The organism is Cognatundibacterium aquatile, from assembly GCF_014699135.1.
Classification (GTDB): Bacteria; Pseudomonadota; Gammaproteobacteria; order Burkholderiales; family Burkholderiaceae_D; genus Undibacterium; species Undibacterium aquatile.
Genome location: NZ_JACOFT010000007.1, coordinates 110,200 through 128,053 on the forward strand (window position 1 = coordinate 110,200; position 17,854 = coordinate 128,053).

Annotated in this window: 18 protein-coding genes; 16 read left to right on the forward strand and 2 right to left on the reverse strand. The window is 50.8% G+C overall.

Annotated elements, in window-relative coordinates:
- Positions 1-122: 122 nt before the first annotated feature.
- Positions 123-422 carry a phage tail assembly protein gene (locus H8K26_RS16815; RefSeq protein WP_223827082.1) on the forward strand — a complete coding sequence of 100 codons (300 nt, stop codon included), beginning with the start codon at positions 123-125 and terminating at the stop codon, positions 420-422.
- A gap of 59 nt (positions 423-481) precedes the next feature.
- Here the strand turns inward: H8K26_RS16815 and H8K26_RS16825 are convergent, their stop codons facing one another.
- On the reverse strand, positions 482-721 hold the full coding sequence (locus tag H8K26_RS16825; protein WP_190481088.1) for a hypothetical protein: 240 nt from the start codon (positions 719-721) through the stop codon (positions 482-484).
- Positions 722-750: 29 nt separating this feature from the next.
- Here H8K26_RS16825 and H8K26_RS16830 point away from each other — a divergent pair, with 29 nt between their 5' ends.
- The 15 genes from H8K26_RS16830 to H8K26_RS18055 all read left to right on the forward strand — a co-directional run bounded on the left by H8K26_RS16830 (position 751) and on the right by H8K26_RS18055 (position 14,213).
- Positions 751-3,486: a phage tail tape measure protein gene (locus tag H8K26_RS16830; RefSeq protein WP_190481090.1), complete on the forward strand. Its 2,736-nt coding sequence runs from the start codon at positions 751-753 to the stop codon at positions 3,484-3,486.
- Positions 3,486-4,013 carry a phage tail protein gene (locus H8K26_RS16835; RefSeq protein WP_190481092.1) on the forward strand — a complete coding sequence of 176 codons (528 nt, stop codon included), beginning with the start codon at positions 3,486-3,488 and terminating at the stop codon, positions 4,011-4,013. Before H8K26_RS16830 ends, H8K26_RS16835 begins: the two co-directional genes overlap by 1 nt.
- On the forward strand, positions 4,013-4,231 hold the full coding sequence (locus H8K26_RS16840; protein ID WP_223827083.1) for a tail protein X: 219 nt from the start codon (positions 4,013-4,015) through the stop codon (positions 4,229-4,231). Before H8K26_RS16835 ends, H8K26_RS16840 begins: the two co-directional genes overlap by 1 nt.
- The gene (locus H8K26_RS16845; RefSeq protein ID WP_190481095.1) at positions 4,219-5,289 is read left to right on the forward strand and encodes a phage late control D family protein; all 1,071 of its coding nucleotides are present in this window, start codon (positions 4,219-4,221) and stop codon (positions 5,287-5,289) included. The genes H8K26_RS16840 and H8K26_RS16845 overlap by 13 nt, the downstream gene beginning before the upstream one ends.
- Positions 5,286-5,708 (forward strand): phage baseplate assembly protein V, encoded by a 423-nt coding sequence (locus tag H8K26_RS16850; RefSeq protein WP_190481097.1) that lies wholly within the window; start codon positions 5,286-5,288, stop codon positions 5,706-5,708. The genes H8K26_RS16845 and H8K26_RS16850 overlap by 4 nt, the downstream gene beginning before the upstream one ends.
- 2 nt (positions 5,709-5,710) lie before the next feature.
- On the forward strand, positions 5,711-5,974 hold the full coding sequence (locus H8K26_RS16855) for a PAAR domain-containing protein (RefSeq protein ID WP_190481099.1): 264 nt from the start codon (positions 5,711-5,713) through the stop codon (positions 5,972-5,974).
- A gap of 57 nt (positions 5,975-6,031) precedes the next feature.
- Positions 6,032-6,391 (forward strand): GPW/gp25 family protein, encoded by a 360-nt coding sequence (locus H8K26_RS16860; protein WP_190481101.1) that lies wholly within the window; start codon positions 6,032-6,034, stop codon positions 6,389-6,391.
- Positions 6,388-7,509, forward strand: a complete 1,122-nt coding sequence (locus H8K26_RS16865; protein WP_190481103.1) for a baseplate assembly protein — start codon at positions 6,388-6,390, stop codon at positions 7,507-7,509. The genes H8K26_RS16860 and H8K26_RS16865 overlap by 4 nt, the downstream gene beginning before the upstream one ends.
- Positions 7,502-8,719 carry a phage tail protein gene (locus H8K26_RS16870; RefSeq protein ID WP_190481105.1) on the forward strand — a complete coding sequence of 406 codons (1,218 nt, stop codon included), beginning with the start codon at positions 7,502-7,504 and terminating at the stop codon, positions 8,717-8,719. The genes H8K26_RS16865 and H8K26_RS16870 overlap by 8 nt, the downstream gene beginning before the upstream one ends.
- An 8-nt stretch (positions 8,720-8,727) precedes the next feature.
- Positions 8,728-10,896 (forward strand): hypothetical protein, encoded by a 2,169-nt coding sequence (locus H8K26_RS16875; protein ID WP_190481107.1) that lies wholly within the window; start codon positions 8,728-8,730, stop codon positions 10,894-10,896.
- Between the two features lie 22 nt (positions 10,897-10,918).
- A complete protein-coding gene (locus H8K26_RS16880; RefSeq protein WP_190481108.1) occupies positions 10,919-11,080 on the forward strand; it encodes a hypothetical protein in 162 nt (53 codons plus the stop codon).
- Between the two features lie 22 nt (positions 11,081-11,102).
- Positions 11,103-11,747 carry a hypothetical protein gene (locus tag H8K26_RS16885; protein WP_190481110.1) on the forward strand — a complete coding sequence of 215 codons (645 nt, stop codon included), beginning with the start codon at positions 11,103-11,105 and terminating at the stop codon, positions 11,745-11,747.
- A 2-nt stretch (positions 11,748-11,749) separates the two neighbouring features.
- The gene (locus H8K26_RS16890; protein ID WP_190481112.1) at positions 11,750-13,276 is read left to right on the forward strand and encodes a sialidase family protein; all 1,527 of its coding nucleotides are present in this window, start codon (positions 11,750-11,752) and stop codon (positions 13,274-13,276) included.
- Between the two features lie 147 nt (positions 13,277-13,423).
- The gene (locus tag H8K26_RS16895; RefSeq protein WP_190481114.1) at positions 13,424-13,855 is read left to right on the forward strand and encodes a hypothetical protein; all 432 of its coding nucleotides are present in this window, start codon (positions 13,424-13,426) and stop codon (positions 13,853-13,855) included.
- Between the two features lie 202 nt (positions 13,856-14,057).
- Positions 14,058-14,213 carry a transposase gene (locus tag H8K26_RS18055; RefSeq protein ID WP_190481117.1) on the forward strand — a complete coding sequence of 52 codons (156 nt, stop codon included), beginning with the start codon at positions 14,058-14,060 and terminating at the stop codon, positions 14,211-14,213.
- A 227-nt stretch (positions 14,214-14,440) separates the two neighbouring features.
- Here H8K26_RS18055 and H8K26_RS16905 read toward each other — a convergent pair whose 3' ends face one another.
- Positions 14,441-17,851, reverse strand: a complete 3,411-nt coding sequence (locus H8K26_RS16905) for a S41 family peptidase (protein WP_190481119.1) — start codon at positions 17,849-17,851, stop codon at positions 14,441-14,443.
- Positions 17,852-17,854 lie beyond the last annotated feature (3 nt).

The following is a 17,854-nucleotide window of genomic DNA, read 5'->3' on the forward strand; positions in this document are numbered from 1 at the left end:
CATATTCAAAAACGCCTCAAGTTATCTTGGGGCGTTTTCTTTTAATGCAGTTTAACTGACCTGATAAGCATCGGAACCGACAATAGGACTCCCTTCCTAATAACGTTCAAATGAGGCTTACTATGGATCTGCAATTTCCTTTCACCACCGCTGCTGGTGTCAGCATCACATCACTTGAGTTACGTCGTCTCAAAGTCAAAGATTTAAAAGCCATCGGAAAGCAAGCCGGCAGCGATGAAGTCTTGCTGGAAATTCTGGGCATCAGCCGTATGTGCAACATCATTCCCGAAGACCTGGACGAAATGGATGCTGCAGACTATCAGCAGGTGAAAGTACGATTTCTGGAATACTTGGGTGTCACCCCAGCATCTCCAGTCAGGGATGGGTCTACTAGCGAGGTGGTTCCGGTTTCAGCCGAGTGAGATTGATGGCTTGATGCTGGATGAGTTCAGGGACTGGGTCAAGGAAGCAAGTGTGCAGATTAAACGCGAACACGGCGATGACTGATCAGCCATTTAGCCGCTGCGAATATCCCGGCAATACAGTAAGCACCGATAGCAACCACCGGTCCCAACAACGCCAAGCAAAAAAAAGCAGCCAGTGCGAACACGATAGGAACGCTCCATAACGGGAGCGTTACGACAAGCCACACCAACAATGCCGCAAGAAGCAAAGTGGTTGTTGTCGTGGCGATGATTTCGGCGATGTCGTCAGTGTTCATTCGTTCATTCTAAAACCAGAAAACCCCTTATGGCAAGTGAGTTTTATATAGGCGTCAAGATCGGTGCCACGTTACTGGCCAGTTTTGGTACGGCGTTAGCTGGCTCAAAAACGACCCTGATCGGCTTAGGGAAAGTTGCAGACGATCTCAAGACGCGACAAACCCGCCTGGGTGATGCCATGGCAAAAGCCATGGCACATCCAGCAAGAAACTTGACAGCCCTGACGAGGCAATATGACTTGCTCGGCAAGAGCATCGACCAGGTAAGACAAAAGCAGGTCAGATTAGCTGGACAACTGGCGAAAGGCGACTCTCTCCGGGCTGCAAGAAACGAAATGAAGGGTGAGATGTTTGGCACCTTTGCTACCGCAGCCACCGTCGCGGCTCCTGTCGTCGGCTCTGTCAAGAAATCTGCTGATTTTGAAGCAGGATTGCGAGACATTGCTATCACAGGCAACCTCGCCAAAGATGAAGAGATCAGGTTAGGTGTAACTGTCCGTAAGGCCGCATTGGCTACAAGTCAGTCACATGAGGCGATTTTAGTCGGCGTCAACACCTTGGTCGCAGCTGGTATGAATGCGAATCAGGCAGGCACCTACTCTAATCTGTTAGGCAAAGTCGCCACCGCGACGAATGCGGACATGAAAGATCTTGCTGGCATGGTTTTCTCACTGTCTGAAACTCTCGGAATTAAAGGAGACGAAGCATTAAAAGAGGCATTTAATCGCGCTGCCTATGGTGGAAAATTGGGGCGCTTTGAGTTGAAAGATATGGCAAAAGCGCTGCCTGAAATGACTGCAGCGTTTGCAGCCAAAGGTATCAAAGGGCAGGAAGCGTTGACTCAGATCATTGCCAGCCTTGAAGTTGGTCGAGAAGGTGCCGGTTCGGGTGAGGAAGCCGTTACGAACTTACGTAACTGGCTTTCGCACATGAATACCAAACACACGAAGGAAGCCTACACCAAGGCTGGTGTTGATTATCAGCAGTCGATGCAGAATCTGGTGGCTGGCGGTTATTCAAGTTATGAAGCGTCATTAGAGATCGCTCAGAAATTTATTGCATCACGCGGTGACGGCTTCATGAAACAGTGGAAGGAAGCTGGCAGCAAAGGAGATGAAGAAGCGCAGCGCAAGCTGATGGAGAGCTTTGGGTTAAGCGAAGTTTTCCAGGACATCCAGACGATTAATCATTTACTGGCCATGCGCCAGAACTGGGATAAGTACCAGAGCAATAAAAAGCAAATGGGCAGTAAAGACGCAATGGGAACCATCGATGTCGATTACCAGAAACGTGCTGAAACAGCGAATAAAGCATGGGATCGATTCAAAACACGGGTATCTGATGTCGGCATCACTATCGGTAACGCATTAGTACCGACATTAAAAAGTCTTCTGACGACACTGACACCCATCATTGGGAAAATCGGTGATTTTGCTGAAGCACATCCAGGCGCAATCCGTGCGGTCGTCGGATTTATGACCGCCGTCGTCGGTATGAAGATCGCTACCCTGGCACTCGGTTGGGGTTTGAATTTCTTCGTTAAATCGCCAATGCTCATGCTGGCCACCAGTCTTACCTCTGTCTCAGCGAAGTACACCTTGTTCCGTGCTTTGCTGCTTGGCGGTGGATCACGGCTGGCGATGGTCTTTCAGTTATTCGGAGTAGGAGCATCTACTGCGACAAAACTTGCATCGGGTTTTTCTTGGTTGGGACGCGGTGCCATGACGCTTGGAAGGCTATTGGGTGGCGGACTGTTGAGTGGCATTCGTCTTGCTGGGCAGGCTGTACTTTGGTTGGGACGGGCCATGATGATGAACCCGATCGGTGCGATCATCACGGGGATTGCTGTCGGTGCGTACCTCATCTGGAAATACTGGGCACCGATCAAACAGTTTTTCACCAATCTATGGTCCAGTGTCGATGGCATATTCAAGCGTTACTCGATCTTGAACTATATTTTTCCGGTTGTTGGTGGCGCTCGTTTGATTGTCCAGCACTGGGAAAAAATAAAGACCTTCTTTGGTAACGTTTGGAGTGATATCAGTAGCGCTTTTTCTGGTGGCATTCGTGGCGTTGGTCGTCTGATTTTCAACTGGTCTCCAATGGGCGTGCTCTTTCGATGGGCGAAATCAAGGGCATTCTTTAGTTCAGTGTGGAATGAAATTCGTACTGCCTTCTCTGGCGGAATACTTGGTATCGGCCGCTTAATCCTGAACTGGTCTCCAGTGGGCTTGTTCTATCGTGGGTTTTCAGCTGTCCTGCGTTACTTTGGTATTCAGTTACCGACTACTTTCAGTAGCTTTGGCAAAATGCTTATCCAAGGCTTGGTTGGCGGTATCACCAATAAACTTTCTGCTGCCAAAAGCGCCATTATTGGTTTCGGCTCCGACATAAAGAACTGGTTTGCCAATACGCTGGGTATTAAGTCGCCATCACGTGTGTTCATGGGGTTTGGCGACAACATTGCCGAAGGTGCTGCCATCGGTATCGGTCGATCAGCAAAGCTGGCCAGTGGCGCAGCAAAAAATATGGCGCAAGGTGCTGCGAATAGCGCGGTAAGTGGATCTGGCGCAGCGCGTGGTGCTGGAGCTAAGGGTGGCGACAGCTCATCGGGTATTCACATTCAATTCAGCCCACAAATTACTATCCAGGGCGGCGGTGGCGATGTCGCTGGCGCGGTCACCGATGCGCTCCATTTGTCGATGGAAGAACTGGAGCGTTTGATAAAGCGGGTGTTAAACCAACAACAACGCAGGAGTATCTGATGTACGCAGTGCTTGGTGAGACCGAGTTTGAATTGATTACCTACTTTGATGGAATGGATCTGCAGTTTGGCGCGAACTATGCTGAGCACGCGTTGATCGGTCGCAAGCCTCGCCTCCAATGGATCGGCGATAAGTTAGATGAATTTCAGCTGCAGCTCGTATTTCACTCCAGCTTTTGTGATCCGGAAAAAGAGTTACTCAAATTGCGGCAAATGGTGCAATCCGCAGAGGCACATCAATTTGTACTGGGCAATGGGGATTACAAGGGGTGGTTTGTTCTGGTTGATGCCACTGCATCAAGTAAGCAAACTGACAAAACCGGTTCGCTGATCGCGCTGGAGGCGACGGCAACATTACGTGAATATGTCGAGCCGCGAGTCCTGGAAACACGAAGAGCACAAGCAAAAAAAGCAGCGAAGAAAAAACGCACCGCTGCAGCAAAGAAAAGTAGTACAGAAAAACCTGTGGTGGATGCACGTGACGGCTTTGCAAAAAACGGTAGCCGTGCGCCAACGAAAGGCGGTTAATGATGGAATATATTGAACACATCACGAAGGACGGTGAACGTTGGGATCAAATTGCGCACATGTATTACGGTGATTCAACCAAGATAAGTGCGTTGTCTGAGGCTAATGAACACTTGCGTCTGCAGCCGGTTTTGGTGGGAGGATTGCCGGTACGTGTCCCCATTCTGGAAGAGGAAGATCGGCTATTGCCACAGGATGTACCGCCATGGAAACGTTAGGTGTTGCAGTCCCGGTCTTTGTTCTGACCTACAACCAACGGGACATAACGGCGGATCTGACGCCATTCAAGCTCTCGGTCAGTTATACCGACAACCTCGATGGGGATGAATCAGACAGTCTGGAGATTTCACTTGAAGACAGCGATGGCCGTTGGTGGCAGGCATGGTATCCCGTCATGGGAGACAGGCTCAATTTGCGTATGGGTTATCAAGGCCAGGCGCTGGTAGATTGCGGTGACTTTGAAATTGACGAGATCGAAATTGAAGGTCCGCCATCGACGGTGAGGATTCGAGCCTTGGCTGCCAGTGTAATGAAAGAGTTACGCACGAATCAGGGAAAGGCGTATGAAGACACCACGCTGGCCGGTATCGTTAAGACCGTGGCAGACCGGCAGAAACTCAAAGTGGTCGGAAACGTTGAAGCGATTCCCATCAAGCGGGTGACGCAGATGCATGAAGAGGACATGAAATTCCTCAAACGTCTGGCACAGGAATACGGCTATGCGTTCAACGTGCGCGATGATCAACTTATTTTTTATTCCCTGGAAGAGTTGCGAGCAGCTCCAGGCGTGCAAGTGATTGGCATCAATGACCTGACGCGCTATGCATTCCGGGATAAAGTAAAAGGAACGCCCTCAAGCGCTAAGGTCAGCTATCACGATCCTCAAAAGAAAGCCGTCGTGACATACGAGGTGGCATCTGACAAGAAGGTCGTTGCCAAGCCTTCTGCAGACAGTCTCAAGTTAAATACTCGTGCAGAATCACCCGAACAGGCAAAGAGTAAAGCCAAAGCCGCAATCAACAGAGCAAATGATGAAGCGACGACCGCTACGTTAAGTCTCTGGGGGAATCCGAAATTGGTTGCAGGAATGAATGTTGAGCTGGAAGGCTTCGGGAATTTGAGTGGACGTTATCAAATTTCAAAGTCACATCATAGCCAGGAAAGCAGCAGCGGTTACACGACAGAACTGGAATTGAGAAGAACAGCCATTGCTGCCGGCAATAAAAACAAGCTGAAGGTAGCCAACGTCGAGAATGGGAAAGTGGTATTGAAATGAATGAACTTCAGCAGCAACAGGCAAGTTTTAAATTTGGTGTAGTTTCAGCGATTGACGAGAGCGGTGTTAAAGCGCGTGTCCGGTTCGATGATTTGGATGGTTTGGAAAGTATGTTTCTACCGATAGCCGTTCAAAAATCGTTTAAAGATAAGAGCTACTGGATGCTCGACGTAGGGGAACATGTAGCTTGCTTGATGGATGCGAATGCGGAAAGTGGCGTCATTTTATGCTCGGTATATTCAGAGGCCGATTTGCCACCAGTCACCAACAAAGACAAGCGTCATGTGCGCTTCGATGATGGAACCACCATTGAGTATGACCGCGCCGAGCATCAGCTGACGATCCAGTGCGTAGGTAATATTGAGATCAAGGCCACAGGCAATCTGAGTTTGACCGCAGCACGAATAGATTTGAACTGATTATGCCAGGCATATCCCGCATTACCCAAGACACGGCCGGAGGTACTATTGTTGGCGTACTCGCGCCCAAAGTGTTCGTCAACGGTACACCGATCGCTGTTAAAGGTGCTGCTGTTTCCGGACATGGCCCCGGCGTGCATGGCGGTCCAGTCATGGCGTCTCATTCTGTTACCGTATTTGCCCATCGTATCCCTATTTGCCGGCAAGGAGATCAAGCCAGCTGCGGTCATGCAGCGACCGGTTCAGGCAATGTATTTGCGGGCTAAAACAATTCTTCAACTGCTTTAATATCGCTTATCCGACATTCTTGGCACGATGGTGCCATGACTCCACTCACTCAAATCTCTGCTTCCCATTGGCAACTGGCGCTTAATCGACCAGGTAACGTCGTTACAGATGCAGACGATATTTCCCAATGCATTCAAGTCATTCTGACGACGCCGAAAGGATCAGATCCACTCCGGCCGGAGTTTGCATGTGATCTCTGGCGCTATATCGATGCCCCTATTTCTCAAGCGATACCGCATATTGTGCGTGAAGCATGGGATGCAATAGAAACGTTTGAGCCGCGCATTAATTTGATCAGTATTTCGCCTCGATCAGGATCTGAGCCAGGGCATATCATTTTGCGAATTGTCTGGGAAATCGCTGGCCAGAAAAACCAGACAGAGGTCACGATATGAGTTTACTACCTTTAACCGGACTGGCTGATCCTGAATTTGTTACCCGCGATCCGCAACAAGTGATTGAAGAAATGATCGCGCAGTTTGAGACGCTAACAGATCGCACCTTGTACCCAGCTCAGGTAGAGCGGCTACTGATTAACTTGACCGCCTATCGTGAAAGCATGACACGCGAAGCGATTCAGGATGCAGGCAAGCAGAATCTGGTGTCTTTTGCCCGCGCACCTTATCTGGATTACCTCGGTGAATACCTTGGCTGTCGTCGTTTGGCTGGAGGAAAGCCCCGTACATTGCTCCGCTTTAATTTTGCGAGTCCATTAATCGACAAGATTGTGATTCCGGCTGGTACACGCGCACAGGATGCCGGAGCTGCATTTACCTTTGCCACCATGACCGATGCCACGGCACTAGCTGGCTCAATGAGTGTTGAAGTCTGGGCATCTGCATTGAGTTCTGGCACTCGTGCGAATGGTCTGACTAATAATCAGATTTCTGTTTTGCTCGATAGCTTTGGTGTAGCGGCAACCGTACAGAACGTCAGTGCCAGTTATGGTGGATCTGTCGATGAAGACGATGAACGATTCAGAAACAGAGTTCGCCTGGCTGCAGAGCGTCCAGCTTGCGGAACGTTAGCCGCATATCGCTACCATGCTTTATCGGCGCATTCAGAGTTGCTCGATGTCGGTATCAGCTCCGATCGTCCGGGCGCGGTTCGCGTATCCGCTATGACAGATGCCGGGGCACCTGACAGCGCCTTGTTAGATATTTTGCGGACGCAATTAAATCGAGAAGACATCCGTCCAGCGACAGATGAGGTCGTTGTGATTGCGGCGACTCCAGTCGTTTTTCAGATTGAAGCACGTTTGACGCTATACAGTGGCTCATCCTTTGCCGATGCGCAACGACAAGCACAGGAACGTCTCGAAAACTGGGTAGCACAACTACGTCGCCGCCTTGGTCGTGATGTCGTGCCGTCGCAGATCATTGAATTATTGCAGAGTGTTCAGGGTGTTTACAAAGTCGAGTTGCTATCTCCGTCTTTGCAAACTCTGGGTGCTCATCAGTGGGCGGACTGTTCAACCATCAGCGTAGTGATTGCGGGGATGGCAGATGGCTAACGTCCTGATTCAACCTTCGCTGGCAACAGATCCAAATGTGACCGCATTGGCAAAGCTGGCTGAGCGTATTACTTACCTGGACGTTGATACTGTCATTGCGCATGATGTGCGGAATGTGCCGGCATCGGTGTTGCCACATTTAGCCGACCAGTTTCATATCCGTCATACGGTCGCCTGGCAGCATGCCAACACTACGGCCGAGCAACGTTCGTTGATCAGAACCAGCTTATTGCGTCATCAATTGAAAGGCACATTGGCTGGCTTTCGTTTAGCAGCGAAAGACGCAGGTGCTGAATTGATCGGGGCAATCACGCCACCTGCAAAACTGTTTGCAGCACCAGCGCAGACCGTGGCTGAACGTAATGAATTTGTGAGTCGTTACCCGCAGTTGCGCTTGTATCGACACCGTGTCGTCGGACAACGTCAGGGTGGGATGCTGTCCGGGGCTTTTCTTGGGCGAACCTTCCCATTGATCAGCGATGCGTTGTTACGGGTAGTGCCCCGTGCATATCTCTGGGTTAACGGACAGGAAACAGAATTGAGTGTTGTAGAGCGTAAAACGACTACCGCCACCCATGTGGCCACTACCGTGACGGAAATACGCGCAGAAGGAAAAGGAGGAAGACATTCGTTTTGCAACCATTTCCCACATCATTTAGCGAAGTCAGACGCTGGCAAGCGTATTTACTCTCTTCAGCTTACTGAAACCTATCAGGACAGTAGCGAAACGGTGCAACGTAGCGTGGTACAGCCTGGGTTGAGTGTATTGGAGACACAGTACGATCAGGTAGCGATGCCAGGGAATGCGTCAGGACTATTTGCTGGACAAGTCTTGCATGGACAGATGCAAGTATCAACGGCGCGTGACCGCTTATTTCAGCGCTTATATCTTTTCTCGCCAGATGTCGCTGTCGGACGCCGTGCGGTCGGCTTGCATTTGAATCAGGGGCGCTTATCGATGCCACCTTTTCATGCAGAGTTGGCCGTCAAAATAGTTGGCAACATCCAGCCGACAGCTGTATGGCGCTTTACACATGGCCATCTGGTTCAACAACCGCAAACAAACTTAAATGACTGTCTGGAATCAATGCGCGACGTTGCACGTGCGGCCGACAGAATCTGTCTCGATACATCAATTAATCGCCCGGCCACAGCCGGTGAACAAAACACCGCTGGCGTACTGTGCGCTGGTGCTTGGACCATCAATTAGGAGAACCTATGGAAAAGCAAGTCGTCTTTCGTGACCGTCAGGAGCTGCAGAGCGCAGACCTGAATAACATCCAGTCATACTCTGCAGTTACTTTGCAGCATTTGAGGCAAGATGCAATCTCAAATGCACTGCATTTCACTGGTGGCCTGGTCTCGCCAGTCAGTGCAACTGAAATTACGGTTGATGCTCTTCGGTTTTATAACGATGGAAAAGTCTACGTATCGGAACAGGTGCAAACACTGAATCTGTTTCAATATCTGCCGCTGGTGACGAAGAAATGCGTTGCAGTCGTTCTGTGGGGAAAAGAGACCGATACCCAAGTTGAGCCTCGCGATTTCCTCACCGACCTGACGACAGGTGCGACACAGCCACAAGCTGTTCCGATGCAGCGTTTGAACGCATGCAACATTAACTTGCTGCCTGGTTCTGAATCAGTCGATCCGCAGCCGCCTGTCATACAAACCAATACATTGGCGATCGCCTATATTTATTTGACGGCCACCGGTATCGAACGTATCGAGATGATTGTGCGGGCCCGTCTGCCAAATGTGCGTGATCACGAAGGACGTTTGTTTGAACAGGAAGCCTGGCGCAATTTGGCCGAGCCGCGCATTGCTTCTATTGCGACCGATCTGTCTGCACTGGCAAACAAAACCAGCGATCTGGCCAAGCGCGCCAATGTCATCGAGCTGGCTAACGATATTGCCCGGGTTAAAGCCAAACTCAACTTGCCGAGCGCGTATGCAAGTTATGAGGCTGATTACTTCGGGGACATCAGTAAGACTGATGATCAAGGTGCCGGTTATAGCTCCCAAATTAAGAATGGTCTGATCTTTCCTTTGTCAGCACAAGCGCAGGCAGCGCTGTCCTTATTCAATCCTTACGATGTCGCGATCGCACGCAGCGCGACAGACTTGATCCTGCCTGCTTATGAATCGAAAGCACGCATTCAGACTACTGGCTATTCGGGTGACATTTCAATCAGCCAGTATCAGGTGCAAAGTCAGGTACTCCGTGAATATACGACCACGGTCTGGGACTACCATTACGGCTACAACTACAACTATTACGGTGGTTGGTATAACAGTTGGTACTGGAATTATTATGGTGCCGGATATGGCTGGTCTGGCTACTATGGCTATTACACCAGTCACACAGAAACCACATACCAGCTCGATACAGTCACAACCAGCTATAACGGAGCAATCATTGGCCAGACGCTCCTGGTCTCAAATGCAATGTGGCTGACTAAAATCGGCCTTCAATTCACTCAGGTGGGCGCAACTGGGGATGTTGTTGTGGTGGTCACTGAAACGGATGGTGGTAAGCCTGTACTCGGAAAGACGGTTACCAAAGTGAATGTTGCCCGTGGTGACCTTAAAAAATATCCGACAGAAACTGGAATTGCGGTGCCACCAGTGTTGCTGGAAGCTGGCAAACGCTACGCTATCGTCATCATTACGCAAGGCGATCATCGTGTGGCCACCGTGTCGGGCAATAACTACACTCAGGGAACATTGTTCTTCGGTACCGATGGCGACTACTTCAGCGGTGATCTGACAAAAGATCTGATGTTCACACTGTATGCGGCTCAGTTTCAGCAACCACGTGTTGAGGTGATGCTGAATCCTATTTCATTGGCTGGCGGTATTTCTGACCTTTCTATTTCTGCACCACAGGTTGTACCGAAAGGTTGTGAGCTGACGTATGAAATTCAGGTCGGTGGTAAATGGTACAAACTCGGAGATCCTATTAACCGTCTGGCCAACACTCCCGACATCGTTCCGTTGCGTGCTGTGATGGTCGGTACCAGTGATCTGGCTCCGGCATTCCAATTGGCAAATAACGCATTAACTGCCAGTCGCGCCGGGATAGGATTTACTCACTGGTCTAAATTACGCAACCTGGCAGCAGCGACGAGCAGCGTTCAGGTGCAGGTTGTTGTTGCTCAGTGGGATCAGGCCAATCACACACTCGCTTGCACACTGAAGTCCGGTGGCTCATCTCTCACACCAGTAACGACCATCGTCAAAGATGAACCAGATGGCCAGGCAAAACGCTTTATCTACACGTTCACACCAGCAGGCGTGACAAATTACCAGATAAAACTGGTCGGTGGCCGCAATGCCGCGTCAGCGCCGTTTGTTGTTGTCGAGCGTACCGATATCGCCAGCTAATTCATTGATAGGGAGCTTTGTAATGAACTTGAAAAAAATTGAAGATGATCAGCAGTACCAGGTGCAGTTGAAAGAACGCGTCGAGCTGTTTGGTCAAGTAATGTACCCAGGACACGACGTTGTATTGCGTGGTGACGTACTAAAAACGGTTTTGGACAAGGTAAGCGATGCCAAACCGGTTTGATAAATACCGCATGAGGGATGGAATGACGCTGCTGTCCGAGCGTTATTTCAATCCCATCTGGCAAGATCTTGACTTGCGGCTAGCGTCGATCGAAGAGTTACGCGTCACGTGGGAAGAAGTTGTACGGACGGTGACTGATTTTGGCTTGGTGCGCATGAATGAAGTATTGGCCCCCGCTTTTGATCAGATGAACCAGAACCTCGACAGCGCGGCGAGCAAATTACTTGAGATCGAGAACAAGCGTCAGGCAGCGATCGCCGCCATTACGACACTGCAAAATGCCATTGCGAGCTACCAGGGCGATGCGGAAACCCATATCGCCGATTGGAAAGCAGCTACGTTGGCCAGCTTTGATGTCTGGAAAAGTGCTACATGGGCTGATTTACACGCATGGGAAGCAGAAATGCAGGCATGGAAAGCGAATCTGCAAAGTGATTTTCTGCAGAACGTGTCCAAGCCTGCCTCTATGGGAATGTTGTATGACGCTCAGGGACGTGCTCAGACCATCACTGAGACCGTCGCCGGCAGTCAGCGTACAACGACCATCAGCTACAACCTGGACGGAACGGTGGCTAGTGTTGTAATTACTTATGCTGGCGTGACGCGAACCGAAACCTATAACTATACGAGCGGCCGCCTGACAGGCATGACCGCAACAGAGGTGTAATCATGTCATTTGACCCTATTACCTATGCGGTGGCGCGTGAGTCAAAGCCGCCAGCGGGCTGCGTATTGCCTAGCTTTGCGGTTGATCCTGCAATTCTGCAACAGGGTTGGAGCCACCTTGATGGCTCTTTAATATCGCGTGCGCAGCATCCTGATGCTATTTCCATTATTGGGGATGCACGATTTTTCGACAGTACACCAACTGTGGTCGAAACGGTCTTAACCATGCGTGCCGGCGTGACATCGATGTCTGCCGGCAAGCAAGTCGCTGTTGGTGATACGTTTGTATTCATGCCAAGTCAAAACGGTGCATCGTCGATTTCTGGTCTGCGCTTATGGCGCTCAACGGATGCAGGAGCGAATTGGGCACCTTATGACTTGAGTGCAATGCCTTACGGTTCTACCAACTTTACGGTTGAACATCTGGAATGGTTTGGCGGCAATCGCTTGCTGCTTGTTATACGCGGTAATGACGCCGCGCAGATTAACTATTCGGTCGTATTTTCTAATGATCTGGGACAAACCTGGAGCACACCAAAACAACTGGCCAACGTTACCGCTGGAGCACTGAACCTTTTATCTGTATCGGCTGACGCTGAAATGAGCAGTAGCGGTGCCGGATATTATTATTTCAGCTTTTATTTTGGCGAGACTAACCCGTTTTCAAGCTACATCGTCGCATTCAATACCGCCAGTAATATGGCTTACAGTTTTACTGTTAACAGCGATGGCACCAGCGATTCACAATGCCGCCTGTTGGGTGGACGGGTAATTTCCGCTGGTAACAGCGAGTTGCACTTCGCCGCTTACGCTGCTGGTTCATGGGCGATTAGAAAGCTCAACTTCAGTGGGACAGCATTTTCAGGACTCACCAATTCTCAGATACCTTACTCGACGAACTATGTCGGCACGTCAACAACCTCGGTTTCATCTGGACGGCAGTACCTTACCTCGGCAGCTGGTAACTATTACCTCAATCGGGGAGGCGCAACTTACAAGTTACCAGCTGGATGGTCAGGAACACCGCAAATAGTGCATGTTGGTCTTGATAATACCGGTATTCGCTTGCTGACAAATACGCTGTCAAACCCAGTGACAGGCCAACGTTTTGATTTAACCACAGGTTTAAAAAGCTCAGTCGGTGGCATGAATGCAGGATCGATGAAAGTTGGATCAATCTACGGCATTGCTAACGTTGCCATGTCAGAAGCAATCGTTGTTGATCGCATTCCGTCGAGCGATCGGCATTTTGCTTATCCATCAGGTGGTGGTGCGCTGGTAGTCCGTACAACGCGCTGCGCTGACAATTTTGTAGGTGGTCTCTCCAACTCTTCCGATGCCCCCCGTTTTCTTTCGTATACCACGGCGCATATCAATTGGTACAACGCAAATACCGGCTCCTATAAGACCGTTAACTTTGTCCAAGGAGTACCGAACAAGTTACAGGTCAATAGTTATGTCTTCGCCAATGACTATAGTAACTACCTGCAGCTCCCTTATCTTCCCGGCCTCGTGTGCCGTCTTAAATAAGGACACACAATGATCACTCTTTATCAAATAGGCCGAGCCGGTTACTGGACTGGCCATACCCAAGTCGTAGAGGACGATGCAACTGTTGCTTCTGGTTGGACAGCTAGCCCGATACCCGAAACTGTCCAGGACGGAGAATATGTACGAATGACGTTGGCTGGATGGACGGTGTGCAGCGAACCAATGCCGGCAGCAGTCAACGAGGTCGCGCCTGCAGTACGTCCACTGCTGGCTATCACAGCAATTACTGCTGACGCAGACCATGCCAACCAGGTGATTATCGATGGCGTGAATGACGTTACCTGCACAGTCGGGACGGTGCTGACTTTTAATGCAGAGCTTCGTGATAGCAACGGCGGTGTGATACCAAGGTCAGATAGCTTCAGAATGCCCCTACGATCAAGGGACGGAAGAGAAAAGGTATTGCTGGCCGTAATGCAAGGCGGACATATTAAGATCGTTGCACCAATGCGGGAATCCGGAATATGGTCAGTCACACAGGAAACGGTAAATGAAAGCCTGCCAGTTGAGCATCAGATGACATTCGCCGGTGCCCAAGTCTATGTAGTCGAGGCCTGACGATCAGTTTGAAGCACTAAAAGATAAGGGGCTTGTTCAGCCCCTTATTATTTTGCTAGGTGTAATTAAGTTTCCAACAGCGTAAAATCAGCAAAACCCATTTATCTCACTATTCCGGCCGAATTTATCTCGCGCCGCTTCAGTTGTCTAATAAAAATGGACACCAGGATAGGTGGATAATTCATCTATCGAGGGAAAAAGAATGGCAAAGCAAAGAAGAACATTTGACGCCAATTTTAAGCTGCAGGCTGTCCGCATGATTCATGATCAAGGCTTGAGCGTATCGCAAGTCTGCAAAGATATGAAGTTCAGCGAGACTGCAGTCCGTTGCTGGCTCACTCAGGTGCGGGCAGAATAAAGCGGGCTGCCAGGAATAGGCAAGCCACTCGCCGCGGATCAAATACGTATCTGGGAATTGGAAGCTCAAAACCGCCCACTGCGCATGGATATCGATAATTTAAAAAAAGCCCCGGTTGGTTCAACCGGTTAACGCAATACCTTCTGGTCTGATATTGCGACCTCTGCCCCCAAAAAAAAGCCCGGTCATTAACTTGACCGGGCTTGATGCTTTGAATGACAGCGGGTTTATTTCAGCGGTGGAATCGCTTGCGGCACCAGTTTTTTGACCGGTTGTTCGCGCAGTTTATCGGTCAGCATTTGCAAGGCTTTTTCGAGTTGCTGATCTTGTCCGCTGAAGGTTGCATGCGGCATGTTGTCGACTTCCACGTCCGGTGTCACGCCGACGCCTTCAACCAGCCAGCGGCCATCCATGCCGAACTGGGCATTTTCTGCTGCACGTATCATGCCGTTGTCTGCCAGGCTGTTGCCATCGGACAGCCAGACACCGGCACCAGCCGTGCGTTTGCCAACCAGTGGCCCGAGTTTCAATGCCTTCACGCCAGCTGCGAAAGTCTCGCCGTCAGAATAGGTCAGTTCATCCACCAGCACCACCAGATGACCACGGAAGGTCTGTTGCATATTGGTGTAAGGCTGATTGTTACCGCGTGACCAGAACGCCCAGGTTTTACGCAATAATTTTTCTATGATCCAGCTGTCGATATTGCCGCCGCGATTGCGGCGCACATCGATGATCAGGCCGTCACGATTGAAATTGCTGTAGAACTCGCGTGCAAACGCATTGATGTCTTGCGCACCCATGGCCCGCAGATGCAGATAACCTATCTTACCTTTCGATGCTTCGTAAACGCGTGCGCTGCGGCTTTGTTCCCAGTCGCTGTATCGCAGATTCGCATGTTTCGTCATACTGACAGGCGTGACGATGACATTGTGTGGCGCCTGATTTGCGCGTTTTACCTGCAGCAAGACTTGCTTGTCGGCCTGATTCAGCAGCAGATCGGCAATATCACGCGCTTCCATGACCGGCTTGCCGTTGACGCTCAGAATGACATCGCCTTCTTTGACATCGACATCGGGTTGCGCCAGCGGGCTGCGCTCTGTTGGTAACTCCGGTTCGCTGCGATAAATATGCTCGATCTTATAGCCGTCTTTGCTGCGGGCTAACACTGCGCCCAGCGTTGCTGGTGCACCTTCGGCAGCAGCTTTGCGTATATCACCGGGACGGAATTGCGAATGCAGCGCACCGACTTCGCTGACCATTTGCGCCAGCACATCATTCAATTCATTGCGGTCAGTGACACGCTCGACCAAAGGCGCATATTTGTCGCGCATTTTTTTCCAGTCCACGCCACGCATGTTGTCATCGTACAGAAAATCTCTGTGCATGCGCCAGGCGTCACCGAACATCTGACGCCATTCCTGACGCGGGTCGGATGTGAAGCTCCAGTCATTGATGCTGACTTTCGCCTTGCTGATATCGTTGGGTGCTTTCGCACCTGCTTCAACGATCACAAAATCACTGGCACCGTTATTGGCAGCGGTTTTGTAATACACATGTTTTTTGTCGGCGGATAAATCAAACTGACGGATTCCGCTGACGAATACTTCTGGTTGTACCGGGTTTTTACTGATGGCGAGTGTCTTCAGCGTGCCGCGTCCTTCATGGCCTTCTGATTCAACGAAATACAGACGCTTGTCGTCAATCGCTAAGCCGCCGTAATTACCGGCAGCCAGTGGCACCTGATACAAACGTTCGCTGAGTCCCGCATATTCTATGGCGGGTAATGCTGCTTTGCTGGCTTTGGTGTCGGCTGATTTGGCATCTGTATCCGGTGATCTCTCTGCCGTTTTTTCGTTGGCTTTTTCAGTGTTTTTTTCTGCTGGTTTTGCGTCGGCTTTGTTGCTGAGCTTACTTAACTCATCGTCCGCTTTAAACGGAAAGCGATTTTTTGTCTGCAAGGCGAGGGCATAAATGCCTGTGCGTTTGTCAAAGCTGGGGCCGAGATTGCGGTCACCCCAGGGCGAACGATTACCGACCTCGAAGTGGCGTTCAGATAAGAAATACAGCCACTTGCCATCGGTGGAAAATACCGGCGTATGCGATTCATAGCGATCACCGGTGACGAAATGCAGTTGTTTGCTGGCGAATGAATACAAACCGATTTGCTGGCGGCCGCTGTTGCTATCCGGGCGCACGATGGCCAGCGTTTTACTATCCGGTGCCCAGACGATATCACCGTAACGGTCAAAGCCTGCTTTGCCGCCGTCATCAATGATGGTGTTGTTTTTCGTTGCCAGATCCAGCAGCCAGACGCGACCACGTTTATCTGTATGTGCCAGTGATTTGCCATCCGGAGACGGATAAATATTGAGCCTGTGCACATCGCCATTGTGGGTCAGCATTTCTGCCTTACCGATACCGTTGGCAGGATATTTCCAGATTTCATTTTCACCGGAGCTGTCAACAATCGCATAGACGCTCTGATCATCGTGCGAGAACACGGCAGCGCGGGCACGGGCATTCTCGGGAATCGCTAAATCGACACGACGCTGGCGGTCAGTGCCGGCAATGCTGACATGGCCGCGTGCAGTGAAAATCAGACGCTCGCTTTTGCTGGCGATTTCGGTATCGCTCAGATATTCCAGCGGTGTGCGGATCAGGCGTTTTCTTTGCTGATCAAAGTCCGAGGTCAGATCAATCGCTAAGGTGTTATCGGCTTTGCTGGCAATATTCAGTACATGCAGATCGGCGCCGAGCTGATAGACGATGTTGCCGTCACCGATGGCGGCATTTCTGACATCCCACTCTTTATGCGTCGTCAGTTGTTGTGGATTGCTGCCGTCGGCGTTGGCTGTCCAGATGTTGAACGCGCCGTCGCGGTCGCTGATGAAATACAGGCGACCCTGATACCACATCGGCCGCTTGTTATTGCTGCTGTCGCTGGCAAACAGATTGACGGCCTCGGCTTTGCCCTGCAAGTCATAGCGCCACAATTGTGCGGTCGCGCCGCCACGGTAATGTTTGGCATTGTCATTGGTCATTTGCAGGCCGAAACGCGTGAAGTACAGATAACGGCCGCTGTCATCGAGCGCCGCCTCATTCGCATCAGCAACCGGGAAGACGCGGCGCAACTGCGTTTTCGGATCAATCGCTGCAATGACTCTGTGCGCGTTTGGCCCTGTGCTGTTGAGTGTGCTGACTAATACCTCGCCCTGAGCTGTCCAGCCGAGCACATTCACGACATCATTTTCAAATGTCAGACGTTGTGGCAAACCGCCGTTGACCGGCATGACATAGGCTTCAGTTGCCCCTTCGTAGGCGGCGGAAAACGCCAGCCATAGCCCATCACGTGAAATCGCTGGCAGGGTTTCTGCGGCCGGATGCGTGGTCAGCCGTTGCGCCTGTCCGCCGCGCAGGCCGACTTTCCACAAGTCGCCTTCCGCAGTAAAGACCACGGTCTCTGCGCGTATGCCAGGAAAGCGGTAATACGCCGGTGCAGCCGTCGCCGCCGGAAGAATACTGACTAGCGTCAGCCCAAGCGCGAGCCTGAGAGCGAGGTTGAGAGGCTGCCCTTTGCTCAGTTTGCGCGGCAGAACAGACGAAGGTAAGTAGCGGGTGACACCAGCGGGTAGTTTCATGTG